Annotated in this window: 19 protein-coding genes; 10 read left to right on the top strand and 9 right to left on the bottom strand. The window is 68.7% G+C overall.

All coding sequences use genetic code 11. From position 1 onward, the window contains the following. Positions 1-31 precede the first annotated feature (31 nt). Entirely contained in the window at positions 32-925 is an 894-nt protein-coding gene (locus M2165_RS18595) for a lytic transglycosylase domain-containing protein (RefSeq protein ID WP_280816062.1), read from the bottom strand. 11 nt (positions 926-936) lie between these two features. Next, positions 937-2,925 carry a DNA topoisomerase IV subunit B gene (locus M2165_RS18590; protein WP_280816061.1) on the bottom strand — a complete coding sequence of 663 codons (1,989 nt, stop codon included), beginning with the start codon at positions 2,923-2,925 and terminating at the stop codon, positions 937-939. Positions 2,926-3,092: 167 nt separating this feature from the next. On the opposite strand from M2165_RS18590, the gene M2165_RS18585 reads away from it, so the two are divergent. From M2165_RS18585 to M2165_RS18560, 6 genes are all read left to right on the top strand, one after another. Continuing rightward, complete coding sequence (locus M2165_RS18585) at positions 3,093-4,319, top strand: MFS transporter (RefSeq protein WP_280816060.1); 1,227 nt, start codon at positions 3,093-3,095, stop codon at positions 4,317-4,319. A 20-nt stretch (positions 4,320-4,339) separates the two neighbouring features. Continuing rightward, positions 4,340-4,480, top strand: a complete 141-nt coding sequence (locus M2165_RS18580; RefSeq protein ID WP_280816059.1) for a hypothetical protein — start codon at positions 4,340-4,342, stop codon at positions 4,478-4,480. A gap of 16 nt (positions 4,481-4,496) precedes the next feature. Then, positions 4,497-5,066, top strand: coding sequence for a class I SAM-dependent methyltransferase (locus tag M2165_RS18575; RefSeq protein ID WP_280816058.1), 570 nt, complete (start codon positions 4,497-4,499; stop codon positions 5,064-5,066). 77 nt (positions 5,067-5,143) lie between these two features. Next, entirely contained in the window at positions 5,144-6,034 is an 891-nt protein-coding gene (gene dapA / locus M2165_RS18570) for a 4-hydroxy-tetrahydrodipicolinate synthase (protein WP_280816057.1), read from the top strand. Between the two features lie 156 nt (positions 6,035-6,190). Beyond that, positions 6,191-7,273 carry an outer membrane protein assembly factor BamC gene (bamC, locus tag M2165_RS18565; protein ID WP_280817573.1) on the top strand — a complete coding sequence of 361 codons (1,083 nt, stop codon included), beginning with the start codon at positions 6,191-6,193 and terminating at the stop codon, positions 7,271-7,273. A 5-nt stretch (positions 7,274-7,278) separates the two neighbouring features. After that, entirely contained in the window at positions 7,279-8,055 is a 777-nt protein-coding gene (locus M2165_RS18560) for an MBL fold metallo-hydrolase (protein ID WP_280816056.1), read from the top strand. A 113-nt stretch (positions 8,056-8,168) separates the two neighbouring features. Here M2165_RS18560 and M2165_RS18555 read toward each other — a convergent pair whose 3' ends face one another. From M2165_RS18555 to M2165_RS18545, 3 genes are all read right to left on the bottom strand, one after another. After that, a complete protein-coding gene (locus M2165_RS18555; RefSeq protein WP_280816055.1) occupies positions 8,169-8,447 on the bottom strand; it encodes a hypothetical protein in 279 nt (92 codons plus the stop codon). 93 nt (positions 8,448-8,540) lie between these two features. Beyond that, a complete protein-coding gene (locus M2165_RS18550) occupies positions 8,541-9,056 on the bottom strand; it encodes a hypothetical protein (RefSeq protein ID WP_280816054.1) in 516 nt (171 codons plus the stop codon). Beyond that, positions 9,046-10,185 carry a cupin domain-containing protein gene (locus M2165_RS18545; RefSeq protein WP_280816053.1) on the bottom strand — a complete coding sequence of 380 codons (1,140 nt, stop codon included), beginning with the start codon at positions 10,183-10,185 and terminating at the stop codon, positions 9,046-9,048. Before M2165_RS18545 ends, M2165_RS18550 begins: the two co-directional genes overlap by 11 nt. A gap of 14 nt (positions 10,186-10,199) precedes the next feature. Between M2165_RS18545 and M2165_RS18540 the strand changes: the two genes are divergently transcribed. Then, on the top strand, positions 10,200-10,724 hold the full coding sequence (locus tag M2165_RS18540) for a peptidylprolyl isomerase (protein WP_280816052.1): 525 nt from the start codon (positions 10,200-10,202) through the stop codon (positions 10,722-10,724). A 78-nt stretch (positions 10,725-10,802) separates the two neighbouring features. Here M2165_RS18540 and M2165_RS18535 read toward each other — a convergent pair whose 3' ends face one another. The 4 genes from M2165_RS18535 to coaBC all read right to left on the bottom strand — a co-directional run bounded on the left by M2165_RS18535 (position 10,803) and on the right by coaBC (position 13,622). Beyond that, complete coding sequence (locus M2165_RS18535; RefSeq protein ID WP_280816051.1) at positions 10,803-11,303, bottom strand: hypothetical protein; 501 nt, start codon at positions 11,301-11,303, stop codon at positions 10,803-10,805. A 169-nt stretch (positions 11,304-11,472) separates the two neighbouring features. After that, positions 11,473-11,919, bottom strand: coding sequence for a dUTP diphosphatase (gene dut / locus M2165_RS18530; RefSeq protein ID WP_280816050.1), 447 nt, complete (start codon positions 11,917-11,919; stop codon positions 11,473-11,475). Next, complete coding sequence (locus tag M2165_RS18525; RefSeq protein WP_280816049.1) at positions 11,920-12,399, bottom strand: hypothetical protein; 480 nt, start codon at positions 12,397-12,399, stop codon at positions 11,920-11,922. It lies immediately after the preceding gene. After that, positions 12,396-13,622, bottom strand: a complete 1,227-nt coding sequence (coaBC, locus tag M2165_RS18520; RefSeq protein ID WP_280816048.1) for a bifunctional phosphopantothenoylcysteine decarboxylase/phosphopantothenate--cysteine ligase CoaBC — start codon at positions 13,620-13,622, stop codon at positions 12,396-12,398. The genes M2165_RS18525 and coaBC overlap by 4 nt, the downstream gene beginning before the upstream one ends. Positions 13,623-13,799: 177 nt before the next feature. Here coaBC and M2165_RS18515 point away from each other — a divergent pair, with 177 nt between their 5' ends. The 3 genes from M2165_RS18515 to M2165_RS18505 are packed head-to-tail and all read left to right on the top strand — an operon-like array spanning position 13,800 to position 16,673. After that, positions 13,800-15,479: a CTP synthase gene (locus M2165_RS18515; RefSeq protein WP_280816047.1), complete on the top strand. Its 1,680-nt coding sequence runs from the start codon at positions 13,800-13,802 to the stop codon at positions 15,477-15,479. Positions 15,480-15,528: 49 nt separating this feature from the next. Further along, on the top strand, positions 15,529-16,386 hold the full coding sequence (kdsA, locus tag M2165_RS18510; RefSeq protein WP_280816046.1) for a 3-deoxy-8-phosphooctulonate synthase: 858 nt from the start codon (positions 15,529-15,531) through the stop codon (positions 16,384-16,386). Further along, the gene (locus M2165_RS18505; protein ID WP_280816045.1) at positions 16,383-16,673 is read left to right on the top strand and encodes a DUF1330 domain-containing protein; all 291 of its coding nucleotides are present in this window, start codon (positions 16,383-16,385) and stop codon (positions 16,671-16,673) included. The genes kdsA and M2165_RS18505 overlap by 4 nt, the downstream gene beginning before the upstream one ends. Positions 16,674-16,720 lie beyond the last annotated feature (47 nt).

The following is a 16,720-nucleotide window of genomic DNA, read 5'->3' as shown; positions in this document are numbered from 1 at the left end:
CCTGTGCGTGCCGGTCGCGGACCGCGGTCGGTCAGGACATGGGGGCGTCGGTGCCGCCGGACGGCACGGCCGGCGACTCGGGGATGTCGGGCATGGCGGGCAGGCCGGGCGGCGTTTCGGACGGCATGTTGCCACGGCCGAGCGCGCCGCCCTTCGGCGCCGCGAGTTCCATGCGGATGCGCCCCGGCGCCTTGCCGCCGCGCCCGCCGGCGGCCATGTCCATGCCCGCCGACGGCTTCAGGTAGGCATAGAGCTGCAGCACCGTGCGCACGTAGTTCTGCGTTTCCTTGTAGTTCGGGATCTTGTTGCCGGCGCGCTGCACCGCGCCCTCGCCCGCGTTGTAGGCGGCCAGCGCGAGTTCGAGCTGGCCGGGAAACATCGCGATCAGGTCGCGCAGGTAGCGGGAACCGGCGGCGATGTTGACGCGCGGGTCGAACAGCTTCTTCTCGATGCTGCCGCGCTTGTCGGCCGCCACGCCATAGCGCTGGGCCGTGGCCGGCATGAGCTGCATGAGCCCCATCGCGCCCTTGGGCGACACCGCCTGGGCATCGAAGCCGGATTCGGTGGCGATCAGCGCCTGCAGCAGTTCGTAGTCGATCGCATGCCGGCTCGACGCATCGCGCAGCGCGCTCTTGGCGGTCTTGTAGCTCGGGGAGGCCTCGAAGAGCGCCAGCAGGCTTTGCGAGGCGGCCGGCACCTTGCCGTCCAGCTTGCGCGCGCCGCGCCCGGGCGGCGACAGGCCCTGCGCCGTGTCGAAGCTCTGGCCGCCGCGGAAGAAGAGCTGGTAGCGCTCGTCGATCTTCTCGGCGGCGAAGTGCGCCACGCCCTTGGCGTCGATGTAGCCGTAGATGTCAGCGGCGCGCGCAACCGCCTGCTGCGCGAGCAGCACGAGTGCGAGGAGCAGCGAACGCTTGAAAGCTGACATGCGGGGTGGGGTCAAACATCGATGTCGACGTCGTCGGCGCGAAGTTCCATGAGCTCGCGCCGCGCCGCCGCTTCGCCCTTGCCCATGAGCTTGGTGATCTCGCCCTGGGTGGACGTGAAGTCGAACCGGCCCAATTGGACCTGCATCAGGCGCCGGGTGTCTGGATTGAGCGTGGTTTCCCACAATTGTTCCGCGCTCATTTCGCCCAGGCCCTTGAAGCGGCTGATGCTCCAGGCGCCCTCGCGCACCCCGTCCTTGCGCAATTTGTCGAGCGTGGCGGTCAGTTCGCCCTCGTCGAGCGCATAGACCTTGGAGGCCGGCTTCTTGCCGCGCGCGGGGGCGTCGACCCGGAAAAGTGGCGGCTTTGCGACATACACATGGCCGGCCTCTATCAATTTCGGAAAGTGGCGGAAGAACAGCGTCAGCAAGAGCACCTGGATGTGCGAGCCATCCACGTCGGCATCCGAGAGGATGCAGATCTTCCCGTAGCGCAGGCCGCTCAGGTCGGGCGAATCGTTCGGCCCGTGCGGGTCGACGCCCACGGCCACCGAGATGTCGTGGATCTCGGTGTTGGCGAACAGGCGGTCGCGTTCCACCTCCCAGGTGTTGAGCACCTTGCCGCGCAGCGGCAGGATGGCCTGGCTCTCCTTGTCGCGGCCCATCTTGGCGCTGCCGCCGGCGGAGTCGCCCTCGACCAGGAAGACCTCGTTGTGGCTGATGTCGCGGCTTTCGCAGTCGGTCAGCTTGCCGGGCAGCACCGCCACGCCCGAGCCCTTGCGCTTCTCGACCTTCTGGCCGGCGCGCTGGCGCGTCTGCGCGGCCTTGATGGCCAGTTCGGCGAGCTTCTTCCCGTAGTCGACGTGCTGGTTGAGCCAGAGTTCGAGCGCCGGCCGCACGAAGCTCGACACCAGCCGCACCGCGTCGCGCGAATTCAGGCGCTCCTTGATCTGGCCCTGGAACTGCGGGTCGAGCACCTTGGCGCTCAGCACGTAGGAGGCGCGCGCGAACACGTCCTCGGGCAGCAGCTTCACGCCCTTGGGCAGCAGCGAATGCAGTTCGATGAAGCCCTTCACCGCGGTGAAGAGGCCGTCGCGCAGGCCGCTCTCGTGCGTCCCGCCGGCGCTGGTGGGAATCAGGTTGACGTAGCTCTCGCGCACCGGCTGGCCGTCTTCCGTGAAGGCCACGGCCCACTCGGCGCCCTCGCCCTCGGCGAAGTTGTCGGCGTTCTTGTCGGCATGGCCGCTGCCCTCGAACAGCGGGATCACCGGATCGCCGCTGAGCGTCTGCATCAGATAGTCGCTCAGGCCGCCCTTGTAGAGCCACTGCTGCGTGTCCTTGGTCTTCTCGTTCACCAGCGTGACGCTCACGCCCGGCATCAGCACGGCCTTGCTGCGCAGCAGGTGGGTGAGCTCGCCCATGGGCAGCGCGGCGGTCTCGAAGTACTTGGCATCGGGCCAGGCGCGCACCGTGGTGCCCTGCTTGCGCTCGCCGGCCTCGAGCTTGCGGACTTCGAGCGCCTCGATCACGTCGCCGCCGCCGAAGGCGAGCTTCGCCACCGAGCCCTCGCGGTGCGAGCTGACTTCGAGCCGCTTCGACAGCGCGTTGGTCACCGACACGCCCACGCCGTGCAGGCCGCCCGAGAAGCTGTAAGCGCCGCCCGAGCCCTTGTCGAACTTGCCGCCCGCATGCAGCCGGGTGTAGACCAGTTCGATCACGGGCGCCTTTTCCTCGGGATGCAGGCCGAAGGGAATGCCCCGGCCGTCGTCCTCCACGCTGACCGAGCCGTCGGCATGCAGCGTGACCTTGATCTTCTTGCCGTGACCCGCGAGCGCCTCGTCGGCGGCGTTGTCGAGCACTTCCTGGATGATGTGCAGCGGGTTGTCGGTCCGGGTGTACATGCCCGGGCGCTGCTTCACGGGCTCGAGGCCCTTGAGCACGCGGATGGAGCCTTCCGAATAGCCGGAAGCGGAGTCTGAAGAAGTCTTGGGGGAAGTCGCCATGGGGGCGGATTGTAGTCAGTCCCCGGCCAAACAACTGGATGTACGTACAGGAGACGGCGAGCGCCGGCCGCTGATGCGCGCAGCGCATCGAAAGTGCGCGCACAAATCATCAATGCCGATTCCCCGCCGCGGCGCGCGTTCCGGCACGAATCGCTACATTCGACCCAATGCAAACGACAACAGCCCCTGCCCTTTCGATCAAGCAAGTCCTGTTCTGCGGGGCGATGATCGTCACGCTCTCGATGGGCATCCGCCACGGCTTCGGGCTCTGGCTGCAGCCGATCACCCAGGCGCAGGACTGGAGCCGGCAGACCTTCTCGTTCGCGCTCGCGATCCAGAACCTCTCCTGGGGCGTGTTCGGCGTGTTCGCGGGCATGCTGGCGGACCGCTTCGGCGCCTTCCGCGTGCTGATCGGCGGTGCGGTGTTCTATGCGCTCGGCCTTTTCGGCATGGCGCATTCCCCCACGCCGCTGCTCTTCACGCTCAGCGCCGGCCTGCTGATCGGCGCGGCGCAGGCGGGCACCACCTACGCGGTGATCTACGGCGTGATCGGGCGGCAGATCCCGGTCGAGCGGCGCTCGTGGGCGATGGGCGTGGCCGCGGCGGCCGGCTCCTTCGGCCAGTTCCTGATGGCGCCGATCGAGGGCCGCCTGATCGGCACCCTCGGCTGGCAGACGGCGCTCGCGGTGGTGGCGGTGCTGGCGCTGGTGATCATTCCGCTGGCCTTCGGGCTGCGTGAACCGCGCACCGCCGCGCTGGCCGGGCATCGCGAGCAGTCGGTGCTGCAGGCGGTGGGCGAGGCCTTCCGCTATCCGAGCTTCGGGCTGCTGATGGCCGGGTACTTCGTCTGCGGCTTCCAGCTGGCCTTCATCGGCATCCACATGCCCACCTACCTGCGCGACCGCGCGCTGCCGGCCGAGGTGGCAGGCTACGCGCTGGCGCTGATCGGGCTCTTCAACGTGTTCGGCACCTACACCGTCGGGCTGCTGGGCCAGAAGCTCGCCAAGCGCAAGATCCTCGCGACCATCTATTTCGCCCGGGCGGTGTCGATCGCGCTCTTCCTGGTGGCGCCGCTCTCGCCCCTGAGCGTCTACCTGTTCTCGGCCGCGATGGGCTTCCTGTGGCTCTCGACCGTGCCCGCGACCAATGCGATCGTGGCCGGCATCTTCGGCGTGGCGCACCTCTCGATGCTCAGCGGCTTCGTGTTCCTGAGCCACCAGGTGGGCTCGTTCCTGGGCGTGTGGCTCGGCGGCTATCTCTACGACAGCACGGGCAGCTACGACGTGGTCTGGTACCTGGCGATCGCGCTCGGCGTGTTCGCGGCGCTGGTGAACCTGCCGGTCAAGGAAGGCGCGATCGCACGCGGCGCGCGGCCCGCCGCGGTGCCGGGCTGAAGGCGGACGGAGCACGCGCAATGGGCCCGCAGCTGCGCCGCCACCTCGTCCACGCCGGCTGGCTCACCGCCGCGCTCGTGGCGCTGGGCGGCGTGTTCGCGCTCTACGTGCATCCGAGCTTCCTGGTCACGCTGGTGGACCAGGTCTGGTCCTGTTTCTGAAGCTTCTTCCCCTCCCATGAAAGATGCAGTCTCCTCGCACGGCGGCGCGGCGCCGTCGGAATGGATCGTGCGCTGGTCGCACCTCTGCGCACCGGGCGCCACGGTGCTCGACGTGGCCTGCGGCCGCGGGCGGCACATGCGCTGGTTCGCCGGGCGCGGGCATGCGGTGACCGGCGTGGACCGCGACCCCGAGGCCGCGCGCGAAGCCGGCGCCTTCGGCCAGGTGCTGACCGCCGACATCGAAGGCGGCCCCTGGCCGTTCGCGGGCCGGGGCTTCGGCGCGGTGGTCGTCACCAACTACCTGTGGCGACCCCGCCTGGCCGACATCGTGGCCGCGGTCGCACCGGGCGGCGTGCTGCTCTACGAAACCTTCGCGGCCGGCAACGAGACGGTCGGCAAGCCTTCGCGGCCCGACTTCCTGCTGCAGCCCGGCGAACTGCTCGCGGCCTGCCGCGGGTTGCGCGTGGTCGCCTACGAGGACGGGTTCCTGGACGCGCCGGCGCGCTTCGTGCAGCGCGTCGCGGCCGTGAGGGAGGCGGCGGACGCTTCGGGGGCGCCCGCGCGCCATCCGCTGCAGGGAAACTGAGCCCGCCGGGCCGGCGTTTCCCGGGGCGCCGGAGTAAGTAGAATCGGCGCTTTCGTCCACCGACAGAGAGATTCCCCTTGGAGCAACTGACAGGCAGCATCGTCGCTCTCGTCACGCCGATGCACGACGACGGCAGTGTCGACTATCCCGCCCTGCGCCGGCTGATCGATTGGCACATCGACGAAGGCACCGACTGCCTCGGCATTGTCGGCACCACGGGCGAATCGCCCACGGTCGACGTGGAAGAGCATTGCGAGATCATCCGCGTGGCGGTCGAGCAGGCCAAGGGCCGTGTGCCCGTGATGGCCGGCTGCGGCGCCAACTCCACCAAGGAGGCGATCGAGCTTGCCAAGTTCGCCAAGGGCGTGGGCGCCGACTCGCAGCTGCAGGTGGTGCCCTACTACAACAAGCCGACGCAGGAAGGCCAGTACCAGCACTTCAAGGCGATCGCCGAGGCGGTGGGCGACCTCCCCGTCGTGCTCTACAACGTGCCCGGCCGCACCGTGGCCGATATGGCGCACGACACCGTGCTGCGGCTCGCGCAGGTGCCGGGCATCATCGGCATCAAGGAAGCCACCGGCAACATCGAACGCGCGCAGTGGCTGATCCGCGACCTGCCGAAGCACTTCGCGGTGTATTCCGGCGACGACCCGACCGCGGTGGCGCTCATGCTCTGCGGCGGCCAGGGCAACATCAGCGTCACGGCCAACATCGCACCGCGCAAGATGCACGAACTCTGCGTGGCCGCCCTCGCCGGCGACGTGCGCCGCGCGATGCAGATCCAGTTCGAGCTGATGCCGCTGCACAAGAACCTGTTCGTCGAACCCAACCCCATTCCGCTGAAGTGGGCCATGGCCCGGCTCGGGCTCTGCGGCGGCACGCTGCGGCTGCCGCTCACCGAGCTGTCGAGCGCCTACCACCCCGTGGTCGAGGCGGCCCTGCGCGCCAGCGGACTGCTCAAGGGCTGACGCGAGCCCTTCCAATCCCAGACCCAAGCCCGCCCCTTTTCCCGTGCCGCACCGAGGTGACGCAACCTTTTGCCCGGACCGTGCTCTGAGAGTGCGGGCCGTGCGGCCCACAGACTGACCGAACCCATTCCAACAAGGAAGACGACGTTGAAGAACATTTCGCACATTTCGCGAGCTGCACTGCTGACCACCCTCGTTGTCGGCCTCGCCGCCTGCTCCGTCCTCGAGAGCGACAAGATCGACTACAAGAGCGCCGGCAAGGCCCCGACGCTCGAAGTGCCGCCCGACCTTTCGCAGCTCTCGCGCGAAAACCGCTACGCGATCCCTGGCGGCGCGGTCACGGCCAATGCCTACCAGGCCGGCGTGGCCAATGCACCGGGCATTCCCACCGCGGTCGCCAACATCGGCGACGTGCGCATGGAGCGCTCGGGCACGCAGCGCTGGATCGTCGTCAACCGCTCGCCCGACCAGCTCTGGGACCCGGTGAAGGACTTCTGGCAGGAGAACGGCTTCCTGCTGACCACGGAGCAGCGCAACCTCGGCATCATGGAAACCGACTGGGCCGAGAACCGCGCCAAGCTGCCCCAGGACATCATCCGCGGCACGCTCGGCAAGCTGGTCGATTCGGTCTACTCGACCGGCGAACTCGACCGCTTCCGCACCCGCATCGAGCGCACGCCGAACGGCACCGAGATCTTCGTCAGCCACCGCGGCATGCAGGAGGTCTACAACAACAGCCGCCAGGACCAGACCGTGTGGCAGCCCCGCCCCAGCGACCCCGAACTCGAGACCGAGTTCCTGCGCCGCCTGATGGTCAAGCTCGGCGTCTCGCAGGAGCAGTCGAAGATCCTCGCCGCCACCACGGCACCGAGCCGGACCGCGACCATCGCCAACGTCGGCGGCCAGCCGGTCGTGCAGATCAGCGAAGGCTTCGACCGCGCATGGCGCCGCGTCGGCCTCGCGCTCGACCGCACCGGCTTCACCGTGGAAGACCGCGACCGCAGCGCCGGCATCTACTTCGTGCGCTACGTGACGCCGAACCCCGACAAGAAGGAGCCCGGCTTCTTCGGCAAGCTGTTCGGCGGCTCGAGCAAGGCCGAGGCGCCGGTCAAGTTCCGCATCTCGGTGAAGGGCCAGGGCGAAACGACCACCGTCTCGGTGCTCAACGAATCCGGTGCGCCCGAAGCTTCGGCCAACGCCGAGCGCATCGTCAAGGTCATCGCCGACGACCTGAAGTAAGCCCCATGCTCCGCTTCCGAAGCCTCGGCAGCGGCAGCACGGGCAATGCCGCGCTGGTCGAGGCGACCAGCGCCGGCCGCACCTCGCGGCTCCTGGTCGACTGCGGCTTCGGCCTCAAGCAGCTCGACCTGCGGCTCGCCAAGGCCGGCCTCGCGGCGTCCGACATCGACGCCATCTTCATCACCCACGAGCACGGCGACCACATCGGCTGCGCGCATGCGCTGTCGCGGCGGGAACGCATCCCGGTCTGGATGAGCGAAGGCACCTGGCTCGCCACCGGCGCACGCGACTTCGAGGGCCGGCTCCATCTGGCGCGCGACGACGCGGCCTTCGAGGTCGGCGATCTCTCGGTGCAGCCCTTCACCGTGCCGCACGACGCGCGCGAGCCGCTGCAGCTGCGCTGCTCCGACGGCGCGAGGACGCTCGGCGTCCTCACCGACCTGGGCCACGCCACCGCGCACGTGCTCGCACGGCTGAGCGGCGTGCATGCGCTGCTGCTGGAGTTCAACCACGACAGCGAACTGCTCGCCAACTCGTCCTATCCGCCGTTCCTGAAGCTGCGCGTGGGCGGCAGGCACGGCCACCTGTCGAACACGGCCGCCGCCGAGATCGCGCGTGCGGTGCACCACGACGGGCTGCGCCACGTGGTGGCGGCGCATCTGAGCGAACAGAACAACCGGCCCGAGATCGTGCGCCGCCTCATGGCCGAGGCCCTCGGCGCGCACGAGGCCGAGATGCTCACCGCGAGCGCGCTCGACGGCTCGCCGTGGCTCGACGTCTGACGGCTGCCGCGTCCCACCCGCCCCATGCAAAAAGCCGCCCTCGGGCGGCTTTTCTTCTGGCGTTCGTTCTTTCCCGCCGGGCCAATGACGCGCCGGCGGCAGAAGCGAACCGATTACTGCTTGGGCGCTTCGTTCTTCTTGGCGGCCTCGGTGGCGGCATTGGCCGCATCGAGCGCCGACGAAGCGCTCGGCGAAGGCGACGTGGCCGCCGGATCGCTGCTGCTGGTCGAAGGTGCCGGGGTGGCCGCGGGCGGCGTGGCCGGTGCGGGTTCGGTCACCGGCGCGGGCGGCGGGGTCACGACCGCCGGCGCGGCATCCTCTTTCTTTCCGCAGGCCGTGAGTGCGGCGACGGCGATCAACGAAGCGAGCAGGACGGAAGACGACTTCTTCATGGAAACTCCTTTGCAATGGGATGTCAGAACGAAAAAATTCTAGACCCCCATCGTCATCCGTTTGTGTCTCGCGGCCTCATTCGCGGCATTGGCTTACAAGCCCAATGTGGACGCGGGAAACGCGGGCCGCCCCACCCGCCACGATTCGTCGAAGCTTTCGCGCAGTTCGCGCCGCGCGCGAGGGTCGGCACCGCAAAGGCCGCGGCTGCGCTCGGGATCGATGCGGTGCGCGAACCAGTCGGGCGTCCAGATGGCGCTCGGCACCACCTGGCTCCCCGCTTCGCCGCGCACCATGCGGCATTCGACGATGTGGTCCCACATGCGGCGCCACGGCACGAAGCGCGCATGCACCCGCTCGATCACGTCGAAGCGCTGCGCCAGCAGCACGAAGCGGCGCCCGGAGGCCGACCAGGCCTTGAGCGCCTCGATGCTGGAGCGTTCGCCGAGCGGCCAGTCGGCGAAGTCGGGATCGCTGAAGACCAGTTCCTTCCACCCGCGGTGGGCCGCCGCCGCAAGCGCCGCGCGCACGATGCCTTCGAAGGCCTCGCGGCCGTCGAACCGGCCTTCGGGCAGCACCGGTGCGTCGTCGATCTTCGGCTCATCGGGCATGGACCCACCCCGCCTCGCACCATTCGGCAAGCAGCGCCCGCGCGCCCTCGCTCGCCCGCGCGAGTTCGCGCGGACCGAGCGCGCGCCGGTCGGCCAGCCGGCGCATCAGCGTGGCGTCGGCGCCGCCGGCGCGGAAGCTCTCGCCGTTGATGTAGACATGCCGCGCGTCGTAGAGCATGCGCGTGCGGCGGTCGAGCGCCACCTGCTGCAGCAGGTCGGGCGCCTCGCCTTCGTCGAACCAGACGTTGGCCTTCGGCTCCGTGAGCGATTCGCCGAGCGCGCGGTCGATGGTATCGGGGTCGCGCAGCGCCGCCTCGACCGCCTTGCGCGCGAAGGCCTGAAGCGCTGCCGGCATGGCGGCTGGCGTTTCCACGGCGGGCTGCGAGGGATCGCAGTAGCGGGCGAGTTCGGCGGGGCCGGCCTCCTCCAGGTCCTCGGCATAGCCCTGCGCCATGCGCGCGAGCAGATCGGCGCCGAGCTCGCCCACGGCCGCGGAACGCAGGCCGATCGAACAGGTCATGCAGTCGTCGCCGAGCGCCACGCCGTCGTGCGCGTACTTGGGCGGCAGGTAGAGCATGTCGCCGGGCTCGAGCACGAAGGTCTCTTCGGGCTCGAAGTGCGCCAGGATCTTCAGCGGCACGCCGGGCGAAAGCCGCAGGTCGCTCTGCTTGCCGATCGACCAGCGGCGGCGGCCCTGGGCCTGCAGCAGGAACACGTCGTAGCTGTCGAAATGCGGGCCGACCCCGCCCTGGTCGCTCGCGTAGCTGATCATCAGGTCGTCGAGCCGTGCATCGGGCAGGAAGCGGAACTGCTGCAGCAGCGCATGCACGCCGTCGTGGTGCAGGTCGACACCCTGCACCAGCAGCGTCCAGGCGGCCTGGTTGAGCGGCGGCAGCGCGCGCCGCGCGAACGGGCCGTGCCGCAGCGTCCAGCCGGCCTTGCCATGGCGGATGAGCCGCGACTCCACGTCCTCCCGCGCGGCAAGGGCAAAGAGCGCGCTGCGCTCGATCGGTGGCACCATGGCGGGTACGGCCTGGCGCACCAGCAAGGGTTTCTTCTGCCAATGCCGCCGCATGAACTGCGCGGCGCTCAGGCCGCCGAGCAGCGGCAGCGGTTGTGTGATCTCCATGGGAGAATTCTGCAATGGAAATCTCTGAACAATGCGTGGTCGGCCTGACCTGGACGATGAAAGACACCCTCGGCGAAGTGCTCGACGTGCTCGACGAGCCGGTGGAGTTCCTGGTCGGCGGCGACGACCTCTTCGACGTGATCGAAGCCGCCCTGCAGGGCCATGAACCCGGCGCGCGCGTGCAACTGCAGCTCGAGCCCGAGCAGGGCTTCGGCGACTTCAACGACCAGCTGCTGTTTCTCGAACCGCGTTCGCTGTTCCCCGAAGGCACCGAGGAAGGCATGACCTTCGACGGCGCGGCGCTGCCCGAAGGCGTGAGCGAGGCGATGCCCAAGGACGCCATCTACACCGTGGCCGAGATCTACCCCGAGCACCTCGTGCTCGACGGCAACCATCCGCTCGCGGGCATCGCGGTGCGGCTCGACATCACGGTGCGCTCGGTGCGCGAAGCCACCGAGGACGAGATCGGCCGCGGCACCGCGGGCACCGGCTTCTTCAAGGTGCCGCCCACGGCGCCAGGCAACGATCTGCTGCACTGACGTCAACCGCGGGGCACGGGCCAAAAAAGAAGCCGGGCACTGCCCGGCTTTTTCGTTGGCGGCCGAAGCGGCCTTCGGCTACATGCGCGAGATGTGGCCGTTGTCGATGCGCACGCGGTCGCCGATGCGCAGGTCGCCGGGATGCGGCACGTCGAAGGCACGGTAGCCGCCGCGGTCGGTCTGCACCGAGATGCGATAGCTCTCGTAGGCACGCGGGCCGTTGTTCTGGCCCTCGATGGTGTTGCCGAGCAGCGCACCGCCCACGATGCCGAGCGCCGTGGCCGCCGCCCTGCCGCTGCCGTGGCCGAACTGGTTGCCGACCACACCGCCGATCAGGCCGCCTGCCACCGCACCGCCGCCCGTGGTGCCGGTGCCCGCGGTCTCGCTGCGCAGCACCTCGATGTTGGCCACATGGCCGTATTCGACATAGGCCGCTTCCTGGTAGGGAACGGCCTGCGGCGGCGCCTGGTAGGGATAGCGGGTCGTGTGATAGACCGGCGCGGGAGCAACGCAGGCCGTGAGCGTGGCCAGGGCCACCATGGAAGCGGCAAGGGAAATGAAGCGCGTTGAAATTTTCATGTTGAGGGCTCCTCGAAGTAAGCGGCGCATCCGGATGCGCCGCACCGGTGTCTAACGCTCGCGCAGCACGCGGGATGACGCCTGACACATACCGAAACCTTGGAGCCGCGGCGCTTGGCCGAGGTTCCGGCCTTTACCGCTGCGACACGAATCGGCCGGGCGCCGAAGCTCAGTGCTTGCCGGTCGAGCCGTAGCCGCCCTCGCCGCGTTGCGAAGCTGCAAATTCCGTGACAACGCGAAACTGCGCCTGCACCACCGGCACGATCACCAGTTGCGCGAGCCGCTCCATCGGCTGCAGCACGAAGGGCGTGCCGCTGCGGTTCCATGCGCTGACCTTGAGTTCGCCCTGGTAGTCGCTGTCGATCAGGCCCACGAGGTTGCCGAGCACGATGCCGTGCTTGTGGCCCAGGCCCGAGCGCGGAAGGATCAGCGCTGCGTAGGCCGGGTCGGCCAGGTGGATCGCGATGCCGGTGCCCACGAGCTGCCAGGCGTTGGGCTCCAGCGTGAGGGGCGCATCGAGGCAGGCCCGCAGGTCGAGGCCTGCGCTGCCGGGGGTGGCGTATTCGGGCAGTTGATCCACCATGCGCGGATCGAGGATGCGGACGTCGACTTTCACTTAATTGCTGCCTTGTTGGGGTTGGGTGTCTCTTTGCCTGCGGTTCGCTTCTTCGAGCACCTGCTGCCACTTGGCGGCACCGGGCGAAGCCAGGCCCTTCAGGAGGCTCTTGCCGAACCAGAGCACCATGCCGAGCCCCGCGAGCAGCGCGATCACCGGCATGCCGGCGGCCCAGAGCACGAGGAACACGACTGCCGCCATGCCGATGAGCACCTTGAGCGCGGAGGGCGGCAGGCCCGGCTTCGCCGCCGCGGCGCCGGCGGACTGGGCGGCCGCCTGCACGCGGCGGCGCTGGGCCGTCGTGGGCACCGCGCCCGGTGCGCCCTCCGCCTGCACGAGGCCGCCGGCGTCGATCGGATGGCCGCCCTGCTGCTGCGTCGCCGTCACGCGGCGCGCGGCCTGTGCCGAGAGCTGCTCCACGTAGCGCGCGAAGTCGCCGTTGGGCGGCGTGTTCCAGTCGGTGTTGTTGTTCGCGTTCATGAGGCGCTCCAGTCGGGAAGTCGTGCGGCAATTTCCGTCATCAGCTCGCGCGCGAGCCTGAGCTTGGGCGCGCGCGGCAGTTCGCGCACGCCGTTCGCATCCACGAGCAGCAGCGCGTTGTCGTCCTGCCCGAAGGTGAGCGGGCCGATGTTGCCGACCAGCAGCGGAATGCCCTTGCGCTCGCGCTTGGCCTTGGCATGTTCGACGAGGTTCTCGCTCTCGGCCGCGAAGCCGACGCAGAAGAGCTTCCGGCTCTTCGCGCGTTCGCTGCTCGCCACGGTGAGCAGGATGTCGGCGTTCTCGACGAAGTTCAGGACCGGCGTCTTGCCGCTGCCGTCCTTCTTGATCTTCTGCTCGCTGTGCGTCGCCGGGCGCCAGTCGGCAACGGCCGCCGTCGCTACGAAAATGCTAGCACCGAGCGCGGCGCGGGTGGTGGCTTCGAGCATCTGCTGCGCCGAGAGCACGTCGATGCGGTTCACGCCGCGCGGGGTCGGCAGATGGACGGGGCCGGCAACGAGCGTGACCTCGGCGCCGGCCTCGCGCGCTGCCCGCGCGATGGCAAAGCCCATCTTGCCCGACGAGTGGTTGGTGATGCCGCGGATCGGATCGAGCGCCTCGAAGGTCGGGCCCGCGGTGACCAGCAGCTTTTGGCCCGCGAGCACCTTGGGCTGAAAGAAGGCCGTGACGTCCTCCAGCAGTTGCGCGGGCTCGAGCATGCGGCCGTCGCCCGTCTCGCCGCAGGCCTGCCAGCCGCTGCCCACGCCGAGCACCGTGGCGCCGTCGGCCGCCACCTGCATCAGGTTGCGCTGGGTGGCGGGATGGGCCCACATCTCGCGGTTCATCGCGGGCGCGATCAGGAGCGGCACGCGCTCCATCGGCCGTGCCAGGCACATCAGGCTCAGCAGGTCGTCGGACCGGCCCTGCACCAGCCGCGCGATGAAGTCGGCGCTGCAGGGCGCGAGCACGATCGCATCGGCCTCGCGGCTCAGGTTGATGTGCGGCATGTTGTTGGGCTCGCGCGCGTCCCACTGCGAGGTGTAGACGCTGCGGCCCGAGAGCGCCTGCATGGTGACCGGCGTGATGAACTGTTCCGCCGCCTCGGTCATCACGACCTGCACGGTCGCGCCCGCCTTGACGAAGAGCCGGCACAGCTCGGCCGACTTGTAGCAGGCGATGCCGCCCGTGAGACCGAGAACGATGTGCTTGCCGGCGAGATCTTGCATATCGCCGGAGTGTAATGACCCCGCCTGCGCGCAGGGGCCCGCGATCGTGGCCGCCCGCGGCGGCCGATCCGGCCCCGGAAGCCGGAAGGACAAGCGCCCTTCCGTTCGCGGCGCCCCTGAGCCGCCATATACAATCGCAATTTCCCACTGCCCGGATTCACAGCGTCCGGAACTGGCATGACCAAATTTGTCTTCGTCACCGGTGGTGTCGTATCTTCCCTTGGCAAGGGAATCGCATCCGCCTCCCTCGCCGCGATCCTCGAATCGCGCGGCCTCAAGGTCACCCTCATCAAGCTCGATCCGTACATCAATGTCGACCCCGGCACGATGTCGCCGTTCCAGCATGGCGAGGTGTTCGTCACCGACGACGGCGCAGAGACCGACCTCGACCTCGGCCACTACGAGCGCTTCATCACCACGAAGATGCGCAAGGCCAACAACTTCACCACCGGCCAGATCTACAAGACCGTGCTCGAGAAGGAGCGCCGCGGCGACTACCTCGGCAAGACGGTGCAGGTGATTCCGCACATCACCAACGAGATCCAGGAATACATCAAGCGCGGCGCCGGCCTCGGCACCGCGCACGAGGTGGACGTCGCCATCGTCGAGATCGGCGGCACGGTGGGCGACATCGAATCGCTGCCCTTCCTCGAGGCCGTGCGCCAGATGAGCCTGCGCATGGGCCCGAACAACTCGGCCTTCGTGCATCTGAGCTACGTGCCGTGGATCGCCGCCGCCGGCGAACTCAAGACCAAGCCCACGCAGCACACGGCGCAGAAGCTGCGCGAGATCGGCATCCAGGCCGACGCGCTGCTGTGCCGCGCCGACCGCCCGATCCCCGACGACGAGCGCGCCAAGATCTCGCTGTTCTCGAACGTGCCCGAATGGGGCGTGATCTCCATGTGGGACGTGGACACCATCTACAAGGTGCCGCGCATGCTGCACGAGCAGGGCCTCGACGGCCTGATCTGCGACAAGCTGCGCATCAACACGCCGCCGGCCAAGCTCACGCGCTGGGACGAGCTGGTCTACGAGGTCGAGCATCCGCAGCAGGAAGTGTCGATCGCGATGGTCGGCAAGTACGTCGACCTCTCCGACAGCTACAAGTCGCTCAACGAGGCGCTGCGCCACGCCGGCATGAAGAACCATGCGCGCGTGAAGATCGACTACATCGACTCCGAGACCATCTCGCCGCAGGACGTCTCGCGCCTCGCCAAGTACGACGCGATCCTGGTGCCCGGCGGCTTCGGCCAGCGCGGCGTCGAGGGCAAGATCTCGGCCGCGCGCTACGCCCGCGAGAGCAAGGTGCCCTACCTGGGCATCTGCCTCGGCATGCAGGTGGCCACGATCGAGTACGCGCGCCACGTGGCGGGCCTCAAGAACGCCAACAGCACCGAATTCGACCCCGAGACGCCCTGCCCCGTGATCGCGCTGATCACCGAGTGGAAGGACGCCGACGGCACGGTCAAGACGCGCAACGAGAAGTCCGACCTCGGCGGCACCATGCGCCTGGGCGCGCAGAGTTCCGACGTGACCGCCGGCACGCTGGCCCACAGCATCTACGGCGACGTGGTCACCGAGCGCCACCGCCACCGCTACGAAGCCAACGTCAACTACCTCGACGAGCTGCGCGCCGCCGGCCTCGTGATCTCCGCGATCACCCAGCGCGAGCACCTGACCGAGATCGTCGAGCTGCCGCAGGACGTGCACCCCTGGTACATGGGCGTGCAGTTCCACCCCGAGTTCAAGTCCACGCCGTGGAGCGGCCATCCGCTCTTCAATGCCTTCATCAAGGCCGCGCTCGACCACAAGGCGCGCAGCGCGGGCGGCGCCAAGAGCCTGAAGGCCGTGGCATGAGCCAGCGGTCCCCAGCCACCACCGTCGCGCCCGGCGCAAAGGCCACCCCATGAAACTCTGCGGATTCGACATCGGGCTCGACAAGCCCTTCTTCCTGATCGCCGGACCCTGCGTGGTCGAGAGCGAGCAGCTGCAGATGGACACGGCCGGCACGCTGAAGGAGATCACCGCCTCGCTCGGCATTCCGTTCATCTTCAAGAGCAGCTTCGACAAGGCCAACCGCTCCTCGGGCACCAGCTTTCGCGGCCCGGGCCGCGACAAGGGCCTGGAGATCCTCGCCAAGGTCAAGCGCGAGCTCGGCCTGCCGGTGCTGACCGACGTGCACACCGAGGACGACATCGCCGAGGCCGCCAAGGTGGTCGACGTGCTGCAGACGCCCGCCTTCCTGTGCCGCCAGACCGACTTCATCCGCGCCGCGGCGCAGTCGGGCAAGCCGGTGAACATCAAGAAGGGCCAGTTCCTCGCGCCGCACGACATGAAGAACGTGATCGACAAGGCGCGCGCGGCCGCGAAGGAAGCCGGCCTCGACGAAGACAGCTTCATGGCCTGCGAACGCGGCGCGAGCTTCGGCTACAACAACCTCGTCTCGGACATGCGCTCGCTCGCGATCATGCGCGAGACGAAGGCGCCCGTGGTGTTCGACGCCACCCACTCGGTGCAGCTGCCCGGCGGCCAGGGCACGAGCTCGGGCGGCCAGCGCGAAATGGTGCCGGTGCTCTCGCGCGCCGCGGTGGCGGTGGGCGTGGCCGGCCTGTTCATGGAGACGCACCCCGATCCCGCCAAGGCACTGAGCGACGGCCCCAACGCGGTGCCGCTCAAGCACATGAAGGCCCTGCTCGAAACGCTGCTGGCGCTCGACGGGGTCGCGAAGAAGAACGCTTTTCTAGAGGACATCTTTCAATCATGAGCAGTGGTTACGTCATCGCCCACGTCGAGGTCACCAATCCGACGCAGTACGAGGAATACAAGAAGTGGTCGAGCGCCGCGATGCAGGCGCACGGCGCCGAAGTCTGCGTGCGCGGCGGCCAGGTCGAGGCGCTCGAGGGCGACTGGACGCCCTCGCGCATCGTGATCCTCAAGTTCCCGAGCTTCGAGAAGGCGAAGGCCTTCTACGAGACGCCCGAGTACCTCAAGGCGCGCGAAGCCCGCGCCGGTGCCGCCGTGATGCGCATGATCGCCGTCGAAGGCGTGTGACCATCTGCTGAATACGAATTCGAGACTGCAAGGAAAGAGAAAAACGC

The sequence above is a fragment of the Variovorax sp. TBS-050B genome, from assembly GCF_029893635.1.
Taxonomy (GTDB): domain Bacteria; phylum Pseudomonadota; class Gammaproteobacteria; order Burkholderiales; family Burkholderiaceae_C; genus Variovorax.
Note: the sequence above shows the minus strand (reverse complement) of the source record. Positions and strands in the feature narration are given on the sequence as shown.

Coding starts and splice junctions, on each gene's coding strand:
- M2165_RS18595 (WP_280816062.1), bottom strand. CDS start 925: ATGTCAGCTTTCAAGCGTTCGCTGCTCCTCGCACTCGTGCTGCTCGCG.
- M2165_RS18590 (WP_280816061.1), bottom strand. CDS start 2,925: ATGGCGACTTCCCCCAAGACTTCTTCAGACTCCGCTTCCGGCTATTCG.
- M2165_RS18585 (WP_280816060.1), top strand. CDS start 3,093: ATGCAAACGACAACAGCCCCTGCCCTTTCGATCAAGCAAGTCCTGTTC.
- M2165_RS18580 (WP_280816059.1), top strand. CDS start 4,340: ATGGGCCCGCAGCTGCGCCGCCACCTCGTCCACGCCGGCTGGCTCACC.
- M2165_RS18575 (WP_280816058.1), top strand. CDS start 4,497: ATGAAAGATGCAGTCTCCTCGCACGGCGGCGCGGCGCCGTCGGAATGG.
- M2165_RS18560 (WP_280816056.1), top strand. CDS start 7,279: ATGCTCCGCTTCCGAAGCCTCGGCAGCGGCAGCACGGGCAATGCCGCG.
- M2165_RS18555 (WP_280816055.1), bottom strand. CDS start 8,447: ATGAAGAAGTCGTCTTCCGTCCTGCTCGCTTCGTTGATCGCCGTCGCC.
- M2165_RS18550 (WP_280816054.1), bottom strand. CDS start 9,056: ATGCCCGATGAGCCGAAGATCGACGACGCACCGGTGCTGCCCGAAGGC.
- M2165_RS18545 (WP_280816053.1), bottom strand. CDS start 10,185: ATGGAGATCACACAACCGCTGCCGCTGCTCGGCGGCCTGAGCGCCGCG.
- M2165_RS18540 (WP_280816052.1), top strand. CDS start 10,200: ATGGAAATCTCTGAACAATGCGTGGTCGGCCTGACCTGGACGATGAAA.
- M2165_RS18535 (WP_280816051.1), bottom strand. CDS start 11,303: ATGAAAATTTCAACGCGCTTCATTTCCCTTGCCGCTTCCATGGTGGCC.
- M2165_RS18525 (WP_280816049.1), bottom strand. CDS start 12,399: ATGAACGCGAACAACAACACCGACTGGAACACGCCGCCCAACGGCGAC.
- coaBC (WP_280816048.1), bottom strand. CDS start 13,622: ATGCAAGATCTCGCCGGCAAGCACATCGTTCTCGGTCTCACGGGCGGC.
- M2165_RS18515 (WP_280816047.1), top strand. CDS start 13,800: ATGACCAAATTTGTCTTCGTCACCGGTGGTGTCGTATCTTCCCTTGGC.
- kdsA (WP_280816046.1), top strand. CDS start 15,529: ATGAAACTCTGCGGATTCGACATCGGGCTCGACAAGCCCTTCTTCCTG.
- M2165_RS18505 (WP_280816045.1), top strand. CDS start 16,383: ATGAGCAGTGGTTACGTCATCGCCCACGTCGAGGTCACCAATCCGACG.